Here is a 15,515-nt window from a genome sequence, read left to right as displayed (position 1 = left end):
GGGCATGCTCGGGTCGTTCCCCCGACCGATGCAGCTGTCGAGGTGCCCGTTGTCCCTTCGCCCCCGTTCCGGTGAGCAAGTCCCTTCTCTGACCGTGCAGATCGCGCGGGCGGGCAACCCGGGCGGTACGACGGCGATATGGGTACGCGACCGCCTCGATGGGCTGTGGCGCGACGAGGACTTCGCCGACTGGTACCCCCGCGATGGGCGGCCGGGGCTCTCGCCTGCTCAACTGGCCACCGTCTGTGTCCTGCAGTTCCTGCTCGGCCTGTCGGACCGGCAGGCTGCCGAAGCGGTCCGCTGCCGCATCGACTTCAAGTACGCCATGGCGATGGAGCTTGGACGATCCCGGGTTCCACCACAGTGTGCCGGCCGACTTTCGTGACCGTCCACACGGCAGGGTTGTCGCGGCCGCGAGCCAGGGGCCGGTGCCGGTGCCGGTCGGCGGTTCGCTCCGGTCAGCGACGGCCGGTGGCCAGGACGAGGAGAAACTGGCCGCCGCCCTCCTCGATGTCGGCGGTCACCGGCAACCCCGGGACCAGCCGGGAGAACCGGTCCACCAGCCAATCCGCCGCCTCCTGGGCATCCTTCCTGGTCGGGCACCGGCCCACCATCTCGCGGCCCCCCTTGCGCTCCAGTCTCCCGGCAACGGTGATCAGCGGTGCGGGTTCGACCACGTACAGGCGGTCCGGCCAGGCGATGACCACCTTGACCGCGCCCTTGCGAGTGTTGCAGCCGCGGTGTGCGAGCCGCTCGGCGACCTTCGCCTTGCGGTCGGCGGTCCGGCTGTCAACACTGGGCCCCCGCGGGTCGTTCACCGACATGTCAGGGTCGACCGGCTCGTCGCACACCCAGCACAGCCAGCCGTCGCGCTCGGCCACATCATCAAGGAGACTCACCCGAGTAACCTAGCCTGCCCGGACGCCACCGTGCACACCACGGCAGCACGGCCCTCCCCCAACCGACGTCGGATCGACGCAGACCGGCCCCAGGTGAGGACCTCCGGGCCCCGGCGAACCGGCACCACCCACGGCGAGGACGCGGGGTGGTCGCACCCGGTGGCGAGTGCCCCGGCGGCGGCCAGAACCAGTGCCCAACACAGCGGCTGACGCATCGGCATCCGGCGATCACGGCCGCACCGGGCACCGCCCGTCCAACAGGACTCAGCAGCACCCACCGACCCTCGTCCGAGGCACAGCACAGCGGCGGAACGCGGCCGGGCCCGGTGCGCAGTAGCGCACCGGGCCCGGACCATCGAGTAGCGGGGACAGGATTTGAACCTGCGACCTCTGGGTTATGAGCCCAGCGAGCTACCGAGCTGCTCCACCCCGCGTCGGTGAACACGACCCTACGTCACATCAGCCATCAGGCGCGAATCGGTTTCACCAGCGGCGGCCCCAGCCGGCGACCTACAAGTACGGGGACTGGCTCACGCCCGACTCTCGCACCGCAGGTCAAGGATGAACTACGCCTTGGGGCAGCCCCTGGAGTCGCCGTCCTCGGCTGCTGACCGGTCGATGTCCGGTCACCGAGCTGCTGCACCCGGGAGCAGCCGGCCCCCATCCACCGTGCCACCAGGGGCGCAAGCTGCAGCGCCTCCACCGCGCCGAGCCGAAGCCTCGGCTCGGCGGCGAGCACACGATGCAGCTCGACCGCCGCCTCGCGAACCCGCCCGTCCACGTCGACTGTCAGCCGCTCGTCAGCCGGCCTCGCCCCTCCTCCTGCGGCGCCGCGATCGCCTCGCGCGCCGCCGGGGAGGGCGGGTTCTTTGACCGGGTTCTTTACTTCAGGGACGCCAGCAGCAGCGGAGTCCGCCTCACCGGGCGCCGGACGGGGTGCATCCGGCGTCACCTGCGCTCTTCCCCCGTCGCCGAGCACCCGCGTCGTCGCCGATCCTGCCCGCTGTGGCGTGTCGTACACGTGCGCCTCCGAGCGGATGGTGCCGTCGGGCATCCGGACCTTCTCCACCCGGTAGTAACCGGCTGCCGTCAGCTCCCTGAGGGCCTTTCGGACTGCCGCACGGCTCTGCGTACTGGTGTCGGCCATCTGCCGGGCGTCCTCACGCCACCGGTTCGGCCGGGACAGCAGATCGGCGAGGAGACCGCGAGCGGTGAAGGACAGACGACTGACCTGGACCTCGGCCTGGATCTCCCGGTACCTGATCGAGCTGCCGGTCCGGTTCACCCCGAAGGTGGCCGAGGTCCCGGCGCCTGGAGCCGCCGTCCTCTCCACCCTGTCGGCGGCACCGCCCACCGCCGTGTCGCCGGGGTCGGAACCTTCCGGACCGGCAGGCTCCGACGCTGACGGCGGGCCGTCAGCCGATGGCGGCTCCGCGGACGAAGCCGGCGAAGCGGTCGGCGAACTCGGCGCTGACGTAGAGCTTGCCGTCGTTCTGCACGAACAGGTCGAGGTTCTTGTCCAGCCAGTCCGTGAAGATCGGACCGGTCCGGTGGTCGTCGAAGGCCTGACGGCTGGTCCAGGCGCCCATGAAGATCACCTCGCTCGGGGTGGGCGGCGGCAGCGAGCCCTCCACCACGGCGGTGTGCAGGCAGTACATGAGGGTGTCCGGCTCGCCCTCCTCCACCTGCCGCACCAGGTCCTTCAGGGCGTCCACGGCCTCCTGCTCGCGGCCGGGCATGCACCACCACTTGGTCACGATGGAGATCATCACGGCTGTCCTCCTCGGTTGTCGGTGTGGTTGTCGGTGCGGTTGTCGGTGCGGTTCTCGAGCCGCTGGACGAGCTTGTCGCGGTCCCCGCCCGGCGGGACGTAGGAGAACCGGGGGCACAGGGTGTGCCCGGGCTTGGCCGGGTTCGGGGTGCGCATCAGGGCGGTGGCCGCGTTCTTCAGCCCGTACATGGCGTGGACGGCCAGCCGCAGCGCGGGCCGTTCCCGCTCGGCGTGCGGGTCGAGCGGGTCGGTGACCTCCACCGGCCGGCCCGCGAAGGCGCGGTAGATGTCGTCGACGAGGTGCGAGTACGCCAGGTCGAAGGCGTCCAGGGCGGCGCCCTCGGGGCTGCCGTCCACGTCGCCGTTGCGCGGGACGTACAGCGCCGGCCGGACGGCGGAGTAGTCGATCAGCAGCAACGCGCCCTCGGGGTGCTCGCCGGCCTGCTGGTCGGTGCGGAATCGGCGGCCGGCCTGCAGTTCGCGGAAGCGCGCGTAGTGGGAGTACATCTGCCAGCCGGAGCCGAGCCGGTCGGCGTCGGTGACCGTCTTGGCGGGCCGGTGCAGGCACTCCTCGGGCAGGCCCTCGCCCTGGTCGATGATCTTCAGGACGGCTTCCCGCGCGGTGGCGCGGTCCTTCACCTCGACGACGTGTCCGGCGCCGCCGTAGTACTCGCTGTCGGGGATCTGGCGGACCGGCTGGAAGGCGCTGTCCGGGCAGATCGCCGGGTCGGCCAGGGCGGCGTCGACGGCCTCGTAGAACTCGCCGATGGTGCGGAAGCCGCCCGGCTGCGCGGGGATGTCGCCGAGGGTGGCGGCGCCGTGCAGCGGGTGCTCGATCCGGACGAAGCCGTCCACGGCGTGGGGCGTGAGCGGGAGCAGTTCGAGTGTGCCGATGCCGGTGATCAGCGGGCTGTCCAGCGGGTAGGCGGGGATCGGGCTGAGGTTGCGGCGGCCGTGGAAGTCGACCGGTGCGGTGCTGGGGATCTCGCCGAGGGCGTTGAGGACGTTGGCGGCGAGCGTCATGTGGAGCATCTCCTCCATGACCACGCTGCGGATCGTCTGCGTCGCGTCGGTGTTGCCTCCCGTGTCGATGGAGTAGAGGCCGGTGAGGTACACCGGGACGGTGCTGAGTTCCAGCCCGACGGCCAGCTGGAGTGCGGCCTTCAGGTCCTTGATGCTGGTGATCCTGGTGGGCTCGGTCATGCGTCGTTCCCCTTCAGCTGCTCGGCGATCCGGTCGCCGGTGCGGAGCGCCAGCGCGGTCATGGTGAGCGTGGGGTTGGAGGTGCCCAGGGTCGCCATGCTGCCGCAGCCGGTGATGTACAGGTTGGGCAGGTCGTGGCTGCGCTGGTGGCTGTCGACCACGGAGGTGGCCGGGTCGTCGCCCATCCGGTGGGTGCCGACGACGTGTCCGGCGCCGCGGACCCAGTAGGTGACGCCGTCGTGGGTGACGGCCGACGGGTCGTCGGCGTCGTAGTGGGTGTAGTCGCCGGGGCGGTACTCGGGGCGGCGGACCTTCTCGCCGATGCCGAGCTGGGCGAACAGCTGCCGGCTGGCCTCGGCGGCCCAGGGCAGCGCGTCCCGCACGTAGGGCGAGAGGTCGTAGTGGATGACGGGTCGGTGGTTGCCGAGCGCGTCCTTGTACCGGTCGTCGATGGTGACGCGGTTGGTGGGTTCGGGGTCCTGCTCCAGCTCCCAGGCGATCCGGAACTGGGCGGGCAGGATCTCGCCGAGCCGCTCGCGCAGCGCCCGGCCGTAGAGGCCGACCTTTCCGCTCTCGCCGCCGCCGACCAGGTCGTGGACGGTGTCGTAGGGGGCGTTCTCGGGGAAGTTCCAGCCCCAGTTGCCGATCTCGACGCGGAAGGCGGTGCGTTCCGAGCGGAAGCTGCCGTCCCGGAAGGCGGGGATGCCGGAGGTGGAGCCGGGGCCGCGGTAGGCGCCGACGCCGTCCTCGAGCAGGCCCCAGGTGAGCAGCAGCGGGTGGTCCATCAGGTTGCGGCCGACCTGGTCGCTGCGGTTGGCGGCGCCGGAGGCGAGCAGCAGGGTGGCGTTCTCGACGGCGTTGGCGGCCAGCACGTAGGTGTCGGCGGTGACGGTGTGCTCGACCGGTGCGCTGCCGTCGTCGAACCAGGTCCGGTAGGTGAGCCCGGTGACGGTGCCCGTGCCGTCCGGCTGCGTGGTGTGCCGGACGCGGGAGACCACGCACTGGCTGCGCACGGCCACCCGGGCCTTGGCGGGGGCACCGTCCGCCGGGTCGCGGTCGGGGTACTTGACGATCAGTTCGTAGAGCGTCTTGAGCGCGTTGTACTTGGCCTGGGCGGGGCAGATCGGGATGCAGCTGGAGTTGCCCTCGCAGCGCTGGCCCTGGTCGAAGTTGCCGACCGCGCCGATCACCTGGTAGCCGTCGGAGGGCTGGGAGTTGCGGCCGACGGGGGTGTTGCTGAGCTCGATCGGGAAGGTGTGCGGCCGGCCCTGCCGGTCGGTGAGTTCGACGACCAGGCCGGCGGACTTCTTGGCCAGGTACTGGTCGAGGTAGCTGCTGGGGATCCGCTCCATCGGGAAGTGGTAGGCCCCGTCGGGGAACTTCGCGGTGTTCGCGCTCCTGAAGAACTTCGCCGGGTCGCCGCCGATGCCGGGGTAGACCTGGTCCTGGACGTTGGCCGACACCCCGATGATGTCCCACTCGGCGCGCTCGTAGTAGGGCTTCAGCTCCTCGTACGAGAGGGGCCAGTTGACGCTGTGCCCGTAGGTGTCCCGCATCCGGAAGTCGTTGGGGAGCATCCGCAGGCAGGTGCCGAGCCAGTGCAGGGTGGTGCCGCCGAGGGAGCGGGCGTAGTCGCTGCCGAAGGGCAGCGGGCCCATTTGGACGAAGTACCCGTTGTCGCTGGGCACCTTGGTGGTGCCGTCCGGGTTCATGATCGGTCGGCCGATGTCGAGCACGTCGGGCTGGGGTGCCGAACGGCTGGCCGGGTAGGGGGCGTTCGGGACCTTGGCCAGTGCGGCCTGGTAGGCGTCCACGTAGGTGTCGTACTTGTCGGCGCTCATCGCGGTGGCCCGGCCGGCCTCCAGGATGAGAATCCGGGGGTGCCGGGGCGGGCTCTGGGCGGCGGCCTTCTCGATGACGGTCTTGGCGATCGTGGCGGCGGAGATGCCGCCGCCGACGATGACGATGTCGTGGTCGTTGGTGCTCATGGCGCTTCCTCGCTCCTCGTGGCGCTTCCTCGGCTCAGAAGACGGGCATGGACGGCGGCTCCGCCCAGGAGCCGAAGCCGGGCGGCTTGGCGCCCATCGGGTGGGCGCCGGCGGCGACCCAGACCAGTCCCTCGCGGTAGGCCTGCGGGGAGACGACGTGCTCGACGTCCTCGGCGGTGGATCCGTTGACGTCGCGGTAGCCGCCGGAGAGCGGGTACCAGCTGCCGAGGTACCAGAGCTTGATCAGGCTGATGATCACCGGCGCGTAGCGCGGGTTCTCGACGACCCGGGTGCGCAGGGCCTCACCGTCGTGGTTCCTGCGGTCGGCGGCGAGGGCCTCGGCGGCGGCCAGGAACAGGTGTCCGGCCTCGCGTTCGCCGATGATCCGCAGCAGGGTGGCGTAGTGGCTCTCGATCAGGCCGGTGCCGGCCAGCTCGGCGCGGTCGAAGCCGGTGAGGGCCACCGAGAGCTCGGTGAAGATCTGTTGGGGGCTGGGGGTGGGTGTGCCGTGGTCCGTCATGGCGTGCTCCCGAGGGGTGCGGGTCAGACGAGGGTGCGGTTGATCGGGCTCAGGTCGAGCGGGCGGCTCAGGTCCGGCTCGAAGGTGGAGTCGACCGACTGCTGGAAGCGGAAGAAGCCGGTGGGGTCGGCGGCCGCCTTGATCGCCTTCAGCCGGGCCAGGTTGTCGCCGTAGTAGGCGACCGCCCAGTCCTTCTGCAGCGGGTCGATGTAGTTGACGTAGGCGCCCTGGAAGTCGGCGCTGAGCGCCTCGCCGACGTCGAAGGCCCACTCCACGTTGGTGCGGGTGTCGGCCGGGTCGGTCCAGATCGCCTTGAGCTCGAAGACGTACCGCTTGTCGCGGTGCGGGTAGGGCCCGTGGTTGTCGCCGTCGGGGTGCATGACCTTGCCGCGGCCGTGGGTCCACACCACGAAGCTGTCCGGCGAGGGGGCGTTCTCCATCGCGTCCTGGAGGGCCTCGATCATGTCGCCGCGCCAGCCGTCCTCGCCGATCACGCCGGAGCGGATGTACGCCTGGCGGTCGCCGACCAGGGTGGAGCGGCCGATGGTGGCCTCCCAGGTGGGCAGCGGCATCGAGTAGACGCTCACGTTGAACGGGTGCAGGCGCAGCATCGGCTGCAGCAGGTCGACGCCGTCGGCGTACTCCCCGTTGAAGACCGGGGTGATCCGGAAGGTGGGAACCTTCCGGGTCGGGTCCGCCGGGTCGGGGTCGCGCCCCACGTAGCCGTAGGCGGCCATCGCCTGTGGGACGTCCTTCGCCCAGGCGTCGTACGCGGCGACCACCTCCTGGGCGCGCTGCAGCGGGTAGGACAGCTCGCCGCCCATCACGGTCGCGGCCGCGGGCGTGTGCAGTTGGAGGGTCATCTCGACGGCGACGCCGAAGTTGCCGCCGCCTCCGCCGCGGCAGGCCCAGAAGAGGTCCCGGTCGGCGGGGTCGGGGGCGTCGGCGGTCAGGGTGCGCAGCCGGCCCGCGGCGTCGACCAGCTTGATCTCGAGGACGTTGTCGCTGCCGAGGCCGTAGGAGCGGGAGACGAAGCTGTAGCCGCCGCCCTGGAGGAAGCCGGGCAGGCCGACGGTGAGGCAGCCGCCGCCGATCGGGATCAGCGGGGTGGCGTGGCGGGAGACGTATCCGTAGACGTCGCTCCAGATCGCGCCCATCTGGACCCGCAGCCGGTCGGTGTCCCGGTCGAGTGCGATGCCCTTCATCAGCCCGAGGTCCAGCACGACGCCGCCGCGGTTGAGGCAGTACCCGGCGGCGCTGTGGCCGCCGCCGCGGACGGTCATCGGCAGTTCGAGCTCGCGGGCGAAGGCGATGGCCCGGGCGACGTCGGCGACCGAGTTGGCGCGCACCACGTAGGCCGGGGGCGTGCGGGTGCGGCCGTTGTCGATCTCCACCGTCCGGGCGTAGTCGGCGCTGCCCGGCTCGCAGACGTAGCCGCTCAGGCTCCGGGCGAGGGCGTCGACGGCACGGTGGTGGCCGCTCACGCGCCGGCCCCGGTCACGGCCGACTCGACCACCGTGCCGAAGCGCTTCAGCGCGCTCAGGCTCGGCACGAAGAAGTACTCGCCGCCGCGCATGGTCACCCACTGGCCGACCCGTTTCGGGAAGAAGGGGCTGGTGGGGGCGGGCGGCTGCTGGGAGAAGTCCAGCTGGTTGTGCGAGCCGTACACCTTGGGCCAGGGCTGCTCGAGCGCCTGGTCGCGGGATTCCGACGGCGGAAGTTGGCCGATCACCGCGTCCAGGCCGGTGCCGGGCTCGAGGAACTGCTCGAAGTTCGACCAGAGCGCCTGGATGAACTCGAACTGGTCCGGGATGCTGCTCTGCGCACACAGGAACAGCAGGCCGACGGAGTCGGTGGGCGCCGGGTCCAGCGTCGCCGGGCCGAAACTGATGCCGCGCCGGGCGATCCGCTGGGTCCGCTCCTGGGTGAGCGGCACCCCGAACTGGCGCTGCTTGTCGCCGCGCGGGTTGACCTTGCGGACGTGCGAGGCGAGCGGGCAGCGCACCGCGTCGACGTCCCGGTCGTAGCTGAAGTTGTTCGGCAGTGAGGCCAGCCCCGGCACCTGCTGCTCGACCACCGGTGTGCCGTCCTTGAACCGGCCGACCATGTACGCGCCGGCCAGGGCGATGTCGGCGTCCGTGGGGTCCTGCGCCTTGGGGTCGGCCTGCTGGGCGATCTCCAGGGCGAGGGCCTTCTCGTCGCCGCGGAACCCGGCCACGTCCTGCTCGAGCTTGCGGTAGACGAAGTAGGAGCCGTAGCCGTCGCCGCCGCCGGCCGGGTCCTTGACCAGCACCTGGTCCAGCGGCGCGCTCGGGTCGTAGACGTCGATGCCGCCGTTGAGCGTCCTGGCCCGTGCGATGTCGCGGGCGAGGAAGAGCGGCTGGCTCACGCCGTCCGCGAAGCCGAAGTGCTCGTGGACGTTCCCGGTCGGGCTGGGGTTGCCCTGCGCGTCGAAGCGCATGGCGGTGCCGGTCTCCTCGGCGACCGTGGCGCCGATGGCCGCGAGCTGCTGCTTCAGCTGCGCCACCAGCGGGTCGATGCGCAGTGTCGGGTCGTCGTCGGCGACGATCACCAGCGCGTGCAGGGTGGCCTGGAAGGCGGGCTCCCAGGCGGTCACCGGCGGGTCGTTGAGGACCGTCACCCGGTTCTTGGCGCCGGCGGCGAAGGACGGGTCGTCCGGCGTGAGGTCGGCGCCGACCCGCAGGTCGCGGTAGCCGTCGGCGGAGACCAGCGCGCCGACGAAGACGGTGCTGGCCGAGAGGATCATCGCGGTGCGGTCGGCGGCGGTGATCGCACCGTTGCGGTCGAGGGTCCGCAGCGTGTCGCGGTAGCTGTTCGCCTCCTCGTACTGGGTCAGGGCCGAGGTGATGTACTCCGGCCGGGCCAGCGAGGCCAGCCACTGCCGCGACTTCTGCCGGTCGTCGGCGCCGGTGGTGGCGAAGGTGATGAACAGGTGGCGGCTGTGGTCGCGGCCGTGGCTCTGCAGGATGTTGCCCTGCAGGTCGCCCAGGGCGGCCCGGACGGCCTCCTGGGTGTTGCGCGTCGGGGGGATGGTCGGCAGGTCCGGATCGATCCCGGTCTGCTTCAGGTCGATAGCCATGCGCTCCACCATGGGCCGCTGCCGGGCCGGCCCGCACACCGCGACACGCCTCCCAAGAGCCCCGGCGGGGGGCTGCAGAATGGTTCCCACGTGCGGGTTTGTTCGGACACGGACTTGCAGGAAAATCAGCCGCACCACCACTCCGCCGGCGCAGCGCACGGAGCCTGCGGCGGGCCGCGCGCCGCGCCTTGGCCGCCCCTCGAGTGAGCGGGTGCGCCCCCGCCCGGACGACCCGGTGCCGGATCCACCGATCCGCCCGCAGGACGGCCGGTGCGCCGATCGGCCGACACCCGATGGGGTCAGCCGCGGCCGCGCCGTCCGGCCCGCCCGCCGGTGGCGTGATTCGCTGGGGCCGAGCGCCGCGCGATGGGAACCGGACAGGTCAACTCGGCCTTACCGGGCTGCAGTTCGCCGTGATCTCGGTGAGCCTCGACCCAGGTGCGGGCGAGCGCGAGAAGCTGGTGGTCAATCAGGTCGAGGACGTCGCGCCCGCTCGGGCCGAGCGCCGGCCAGAACTCGGCCTCCTCGATGACACGGATGCGGTGGGTGAGCACTCGGTGCGGGTAGTGGCGGTTCGCCCAGTCGCCGGTGGTGCCGAGCGGCCCGACGACTCACAGGCCCCAGGTCCGGAGGCTCGGCAGGTCGGCGAGGATCTCGCGGACGCCCTGCCTGCGGGAGTCATGTACCAGCCGAAGGCCGATGGCATCCGGGCGGCCGCCCACGTGTTCGAGGGCCGCGCCGTTGCCCTTGTGTCCCGGCGTGCCACGGACCTCGGTGTGCGCTTCGCCCAGCTGCTGCCGCCGCTCGCCGCACTCTCCCCGGGGATCACCCGGGACTGCGAGTGCGTCGCGTTTGTTCCCGATCCCTCCGACAATGGTCCGGGCCGCTTCGACTTCGAGGAGCTGCTGCGCACCACCGGCAACCGCGCGCCGCACACGGCGATCTCCCTCCTGGCGTTCGACCTGTTGTCGGTGGGGACAGCCCGCTGTGGTTGAAAATCCGGTACGTCGAGGGGGTCGAGGCCACCATCGCCGGTATCACCGACACTCCGCGCCGCCCGGAAACGGTCCTGATGATGCTGCCGGACGCCCGCCGTACGGTCACCTCGCCGCGGCTCGACGCCGGGCCGACCCGCCGCTGGTCGCCGAGGTCGCCGCCGGCCACGGCCGGCACGCCACCACGCGGTTCGTTCGATTCCGGCCGCAGCTGTGATCCTGCCGGGCCGGGACTCTTGGTGCACCACCCCGAGCTGGGGGCGGCAAAAGTACGCGCACCGGTCCAGCGAGGCGGGTAAGCCCTGGAACAGCCCGCCGAACCCCCGTCCGCCCTCGCCGATGAGGCCGGCGTTGCCGCCGAGGCCACAGCCCAAGAGCTGAAGCCTCGTCACCGTAAACACCGTTGCAGCAGGGAGGGGCTGCAGTGGTTGCGGGTTCGCCCGGCCCCCATCGGGTGAGTTTCACGGCCTGCAGTGGTGGGTGTGACGGAACGCGTGCGGTGGCCGGTCGCGTGTGGTGTGCGGCGCCCGCCCCGATGCGTCCCGACAGGATGCGTCCGGGCGGGCGCCGTGTTGTCGGCGCCCGCCCGGGGGAGGTGCCGGAGTCGGGTCAGAACTCCAGCACCTCGCGGTCGAGCGGGTACTGCGCACGGTGAGGGCCCTCGTACGGTGAGGGCGTGATCGGGAGGACGCCGGTCGGTTGCAGGCCCAGGTTGTCGTCCCAGATCCGGGGTTCGACCTGTCCGAGGACGCGGAACTGCCGGAAGGTGAACGGCGGGCTGTCGGTCGGGAAGAACTCGGCCGTGGTCATCACCTGGAAGTGCAGGTGCGGGGTGGTGGAGTTGCCGCTGTTGCCGATCAGCGCGAGGACCTGGCCGGGTTCGACGCAGTCGCCCTCCCGGACGTTGATCGAGCCGGGATGCAGGTGGCCGTAGAGCAGGTAGCGGCCCGGTGCGACTTCCAGGGTGATGTGGTTGCCGACGGTGTCCTCGATCGGCGGGATGGGCGGCGCGTGGGGCGGCGGGTTGTCCGGGATTCCGTCCTGGACCTCCACCACGCGGCCGCCGGCTGCGGCCGCGACCGGCTGACGGTAGCTCAGGTAGCTGGTGAGCTGGGTGGGGTCGCCTTCCCAGGCCTGCCCCTGCTCGCCGACCCGGTACCAGTCGATCGCGAAGCGCTGCGGCACGTCGAAGCGGCCGTTGATCGGGGCGAGGCCGCGCCGGTGGTGGGTGTTGCCGCAGCACGACTCGCTGGCGTACCAGGTGCCGGGGAGGACCGGCGGGGTCAGGTTCAAGGGCGCGGTGCGGGCGGTCGGGGTGGCCTGCACCGTCTCCTCGAACGCGGAGGGGCCGGAGGGGGTCAGGACGGCACCCGAGAGACGGTGTTCGAGGACCTCGGGCGCCTCCCGGCCGTGGTCGAGGGTCAGGTCGAGCCAGATGATCCACTGCTGGGAGCCCTGGATGACGGTCGGCGTCGGCGCCGGGGGCGCCGGGGTGTACGCGTCCGCACCGGGCAGGGGGTTGCCCACCGGATTCGCGGCCTCGGCCAGCGCCTGCCCGCTCAGCGAGCCGATCACCTGGTGGGTGCCGGCGTCCATGACGTCGACACGGTCGAGCCGCACCGGCGCGCTGCTGGACAGCGCGCTCGTGGTGAGCAGTTCGTACGAGAGGTGCGTCTTGCCGTCCGTGGCCTCGAACGGCGTCGGTTCGGTCATCACCGCCGCCGTCAGCGGCGTGAACTGGGTGCCGGGCGCCAGAGCGGCCGCGCCGGTCCCGTGTCCGGGTCCCGCTGAGGCCACCAGCGTGCCGACCGCGAGCACGGCTGCGGCGAGCCCTCGAAGGAGAGGGCCTCGACCAGTGCGGTTACGAGGGTCGTGCTCTGCCATGGTGCTCTTTCATTCGTCGGGTCCGGGGCCGTGAAGGACGCTGGCACGCCCCGCGCCGAGGCGCAGGCCCATGCAACCCGCAGGCGCACCGCTTCGGGCGGAGGCCACCGGAGTCCGGTGCCGAACTACACCCGTCCAGCCGCACGCAGGTTTGCGGCGCTACCGGCTACTGCCGTACGGACGGCGGCGGCCGCCCGCGCGGGCGCAGCGTTGACGCCGTCGCCGACCCTGACCGTGACGGCGCGTTCGCGGTCGCGTTCGGCCCGGACGGCAGCCACGGTCAGGGGCGCTGCCGGCGGTGGCGAAGGCGTCAGCTCCCGTCGGGCAGGTCCTGCTCGGTCCAGATGGTCTTGCCGGTGGTGGTGTAGCGGGTTCCCCAGCCGCGGGTCATCTGGGCAATGATGAACAGCCCGCGTCCGCCCTCTTCGTCGGTGGCGGCGTGGCGCAGGTGGGGCGAGGTGTGCCCGGTGTCCGACACCTCGCAGACCAGGCCGCGGTCCCGGATGAGGCGGATGCGGACCTGCCCGCGGGCGTACCGGACGGCGTTGGTGACCAGCTCGCTGACGATGAGTTCGGTGGTGAACGACAGTTCGTCCAGGCCCCAGTCGCGCAGCTGTCCCGAGGTCAGCCGGCGCGCGGTGGAGACGGCGGTGGGCTCGGCGGACAGTTCCCATTCGGCGACCTGTTCGCGGTCCAGGAGTCGGGTGCGGACCAGGAGCAGCACCGCGTCGTCGTCCACCGGGCCGGGCAGCAGGGTCTCCAGGGCCCGGTCGCACAGCGCTTCCAACGAGTGCCGGTGGGGCGCGAGGACGCCCGCCAGCAGCTCGCGGCCCTCGTCGGCGGCATGGTCGGGGGTGTGGATCAGGCCGTCGGTGAGCAGTGCGAGCAGAGTGCCCGGAGGGAGGGCGAGCTCGGTGCTCCGGTACGGCGGCCCGTCGACTCCGAGCGCAGGCCCGACCGGGAGCTCCGGGTGGATGACGAGACCGCTCGCCGGGTCGACGATCGTGGGCCGCGGGTGCCCGGCGAGGGCGAGGCAGCACCGGCCGGTGACCGGGTCGTACACCGCGTAGAGGCAGGTCACCCCCACGGCCCCGGTGGCGCGGTCCGCGGTCCGGTTCCCCGTGGGGTCCTCGGTGTCCTGCCGGACGGCGTCGTCGAGACGGGAGAGCAGGTCGTCCGGGTCGAGGTCGAGGCGGGAGAGCACGCGCACGCTGGTCCGCAGGCGTCCCATGGTGGCCGCTGCGGCCAGCCCTGACCCGAGGACGTCGCCGACGACCAGGCCGACCCGGCTGCTGGAGAGCGGGATGACGTCGAACCAGTCCCCGCCCACGCCGGAACGGCCGTCGGCGGGAACGTAACGGTTGGCGTGCTCGACGGCCGTGTGCGGCGGCAGCAGGCGCGGCAGCAGCCGCCGCTGCAGGCGGAGGGTCGCCGTGTGCTCGCGGGTGACGAACGGCATGAGCAGGGCACCGATCAGCAGCGCTCCGAGCCCCAGCACGGTGACCCCGCCGGTCCGGCCGATGACCGGCAGGTCCACCACGGTCGCGCCGTAACCGGGGTCGGCGTACACGTCGAAGGCCGCGTAGCAGAAGAGGCCGAGCATGATGATCCCGCCGACGCCCGGCAGCACGCCCTTGAACAGGAGGTCCCGTCGGCTGCGGGTGAGCACCCGGCGGTAGAACCAGACGCATGCGAAGCCGGTGAGGCCGTAGTAGAAGGCGATGGCCAGGCCGACCGAGGCGATGGAGTCCGCCAGGACGTTGTGGCTCACCGCGGTGAGCAGCACCAGGAGGCCGACCGACGCCAGGCCCATGCCGACCGTGGACCAGGTCGGGGTGAGGTACCGGCGGTGCAGGCGGGCGAAGCGCGAGGGCACCGCCTTGTGCGCGGCCATCGAGAAGACCGTGCGGGCCACCGGCAGGATCGTGGTCTGCGTGGAGGCGGCCGCCGAGGTCAGGACCATGAAGATCAGCAGCTTGGTGAGGAACTCGCCCGCGCCCTCCCCGCCGAAGACCGCCCGGCCGAGGCCGGAGAGCACGTCGTCGGAGTTGGCGGCGTTGCCGAGTCCGATCCCCTCGCTGCCGACTCCGGCGAACGCCTGCGCGGAGGTGGACACCAGGGTGTAGACGATCAGGAGGAGCACCGTCGACATCACGGCGGCGCGGCCCGGGATGCGCTTGCTGTCGGCGGTCTCCTCGTTGACCGCGACCGCGGTGTCCCAGCCCCAGTAGATGAAGACGGCGGCCAGGAAACCGGTGGTGAACGCCTGCGGCGAGGCGATCCGGGTCGGATCGAACCAGGACGCGGAGACGTGGACGGCCGTCGCCGGGCCGTCGGCGCTGTAGACCTTGACCAGCGCCACGACGGCGAACAGGAGCAGCACGGCCACCTCGATGCACAGCAGCCAGCGCTGCACGGCGGCCGAGATCTCGATGCCGACGTAGCAGATCGCGGTCATCACGGCGATCCAGACGGCCCCGGCCACCGTGGTCCACAGCCGGTCGTCGGCGAGGGAGTCCGCGCCCACCAGGCGGAAGCCGTAGATTCCGGCGATCTCCGCGAGGTTCGCCATCACGAGGACGTCGGCGACGATGATGCCCCAGCCGCCCATCCACCCGGTGCGGGGCCCGAACGCGCGGGTCGCCCAGGTGAACGTCGTCCCGCAGTCGGCGTCGGTGGCGTTGAGCTCCCGGTAGGCGTGCGCGATGAGCAGCATCGGTACGAAGGCCAGCATGATGACCACCGGCGTCTGCAAGCCCACGCCGGCGACGATCAGGCCGAGCGTCGCGGCGAGGCTGTACGCCGGGGCGGTCGACGAGATCCCCATGACCACGGACGAGAACAGCCCCAGGGCACCGGCCCTCAGCCCCTTCTCGCCGGCGCCCGCACCGGGCGCCAGTGCCCCGCGGGACGCGGCGAGACCACCGAAGAGCTTCACATCCGCAATCCAGACGCCGGCTGCTCGTGATCACCATTCTCCGCGCCCCTGCCGGGGCCCGCCACGGCACCGTCGTGGGCCACTGCCTCGCCGCCGGTTCCCGGCACGGCACGGGTCGCACCGCAGCGCACCGAGCCGACCGCCGCCGCCGCCGGAGGAGTCCGGCCCGGCCGCGGCCGGGCGGGGCCGGGCGGGGCCGTGGCCACCCGGCGGTGCT

Annotated in this window: 11 protein-coding genes and 1 tRNA gene; 2 read left to right on the top strand and 10 right to left on the bottom strand. The window is 71.9% G+C overall.

Annotation, left to right across the window (positions count from 1 at the left end):
- Positions 1-94: 94 nt before the first annotated feature.
- Positions 95-385, top strand: coding sequence for a transposase (locus tag ACGFX4_RS16080; RefSeq protein ID WP_393073908.1), 291 nt, complete (start codon positions 95-97; stop codon positions 383-385).
- A gap of 73 nt (positions 386-458) precedes the next feature.
- Here the strand turns inward: ACGFX4_RS16080 and ACGFX4_RS16075 are convergent, their stop codons facing one another.
- The 8 genes from ACGFX4_RS16075 to ACGFX4_RS16040 all read right to left on the bottom strand — a co-directional run bounded on the left by ACGFX4_RS16075 (position 459) and on the right by ACGFX4_RS16040 (position 9,481).
- Positions 459-899, bottom strand: a complete 441-nt coding sequence (locus ACGFX4_RS16075; RefSeq protein ID WP_393073905.1) for a hypothetical protein — start codon at positions 897-899, stop codon at positions 459-461.
- Positions 900-1,259: 360 nt separating this feature from the next.
- Positions 1,260-1,333, bottom strand: a tRNA-Met gene (locus tag ACGFX4_RS16070).
- Positions 1,334-2,314: 981 nt separating this feature from the next.
- Complete coding sequence (locus tag ACGFX4_RS16065; RefSeq protein WP_393073902.1) at positions 2,315-2,668, bottom strand: putative quinol monooxygenase; 354 nt, start codon at positions 2,666-2,668, stop codon at positions 2,315-2,317.
- Complete coding sequence (locus ACGFX4_RS16060; protein WP_393073900.1) at positions 2,668-3,873, bottom strand: ferritin-like protein; 1,206 nt, start codon at positions 3,871-3,873, stop codon at positions 2,668-2,670. The genes ACGFX4_RS16065 and ACGFX4_RS16060 overlap by 1 nt, the downstream gene beginning before the upstream one ends.
- The gene (locus ACGFX4_RS16055) at positions 3,870-5,861 is read right to left on the bottom strand and encodes a GMC family oxidoreductase (protein ID WP_393073897.1); all 1,992 of its coding nucleotides are present in this window, start codon (positions 5,859-5,861) and stop codon (positions 3,870-3,872) included. The genes ACGFX4_RS16060 and ACGFX4_RS16055 overlap by 4 nt, the downstream gene beginning before the upstream one ends.
- Positions 5,862-5,895: 34 nt before the next feature.
- Positions 5,896-6,381, bottom strand: coding sequence for a hypothetical protein (locus ACGFX4_RS16050; protein WP_393073895.1), 486 nt, complete (start codon positions 6,379-6,381; stop codon positions 5,896-5,898).
- A gap of 23 nt (positions 6,382-6,404) precedes the next feature.
- Entirely contained in the window at positions 6,405-7,865 is a 1,461-nt protein-coding gene (locus ACGFX4_RS16045) for an FAD-binding oxidoreductase (RefSeq protein ID WP_393073892.1), read from the bottom strand.
- Complete coding sequence (locus ACGFX4_RS16040) at positions 7,862-9,481, bottom strand: Dyp-type peroxidase (RefSeq protein ID WP_393073889.1); 1,620 nt, start codon at positions 9,479-9,481, stop codon at positions 7,862-7,864. The genes ACGFX4_RS16045 and ACGFX4_RS16040 overlap by 4 nt, the downstream gene beginning before the upstream one ends.
- 413 nt (positions 9,482-9,894) lie before the next feature.
- On the opposite strand from ACGFX4_RS16040, the gene ACGFX4_RS16035 reads away from it, so the two are divergent.
- Positions 9,895-10,476 (top strand): hypothetical protein, encoded by a 582-nt coding sequence (locus ACGFX4_RS16035; protein WP_393073887.1) that lies wholly within the window; start codon positions 9,895-9,897, stop codon positions 10,474-10,476.
- A gap of 609 nt (positions 10,477-11,085) precedes the next feature.
- Here the strand turns inward: ACGFX4_RS16035 and ACGFX4_RS16030 are convergent.
- Positions 11,086-12,189: a M23 family metallopeptidase gene (locus ACGFX4_RS16030; RefSeq protein WP_393073884.1), complete on the bottom strand. Its 1,104-nt coding sequence runs from the start codon at positions 12,187-12,189 to the stop codon at positions 11,086-11,088.
- A gap of 481 nt (positions 12,190-12,670) precedes the next feature.
- Complete coding sequence (locus ACGFX4_RS16025; RefSeq protein ID WP_393073881.1) at positions 12,671-15,298, bottom strand: SpoIIE family protein phosphatase; 2,628 nt, start codon at positions 15,296-15,298, stop codon at positions 12,671-12,673.
- Positions 15,299-15,515 lie beyond the last annotated feature (217 nt).

Source organism: Kitasatospora sp. NPDC048365, from assembly GCF_043200835.1.
GTDB lineage: Bacteria > Actinomycetota > Actinomycetes > Streptomycetales > Streptomycetaceae > Kitasatospora > Kitasatospora terrestris.
The sequence above is the reverse complement of the archived record's forward strand: the minus strand, read 5'-3'. Positions and strand labels throughout refer to the sequence as shown.

Bases quoted from the DNA above. Each gene is read 5' to 3' on its own strand.
- ACGFX4_RS16065 (WP_393073902.1), bottom strand. From the start codon at position 2,668: ATGATCTCCATCGTGACCAAGTGGTGGTGCATGCCCGGCCGCGAGCAG.
- ACGFX4_RS16060 (WP_393073900.1), bottom strand. From the start codon at position 3,873: ATGACCGAGCCCACCAGGATCACCAGCATCAAGGACCTGAAGGCCGCA.
- ACGFX4_RS16055 (WP_393073897.1), bottom strand. From the start codon at position 5,861: ATGAGCACCAACGACCACGACATCGTCATCGTCGGCGGCGGCATCTCC.
- ACGFX4_RS16050 (WP_393073895.1), bottom strand. From the start codon at position 6,381: ATGACGGACCACGGCACACCCACCCCCAGCCCCCAACAGATCTTCACC.
- ACGFX4_RS16040 (WP_393073889.1), bottom strand. From the start codon at position 9,481: ATGGCTATCGACCTGAAGCAGACCGGGATCGATCCGGACCTGCCGACC.
- ACGFX4_RS16030 (WP_393073884.1), bottom strand. From the start codon at position 12,189: ATGACCGAACCGACGCCGTTCGAGGCCACGGACGGCAAGACGCACCTC.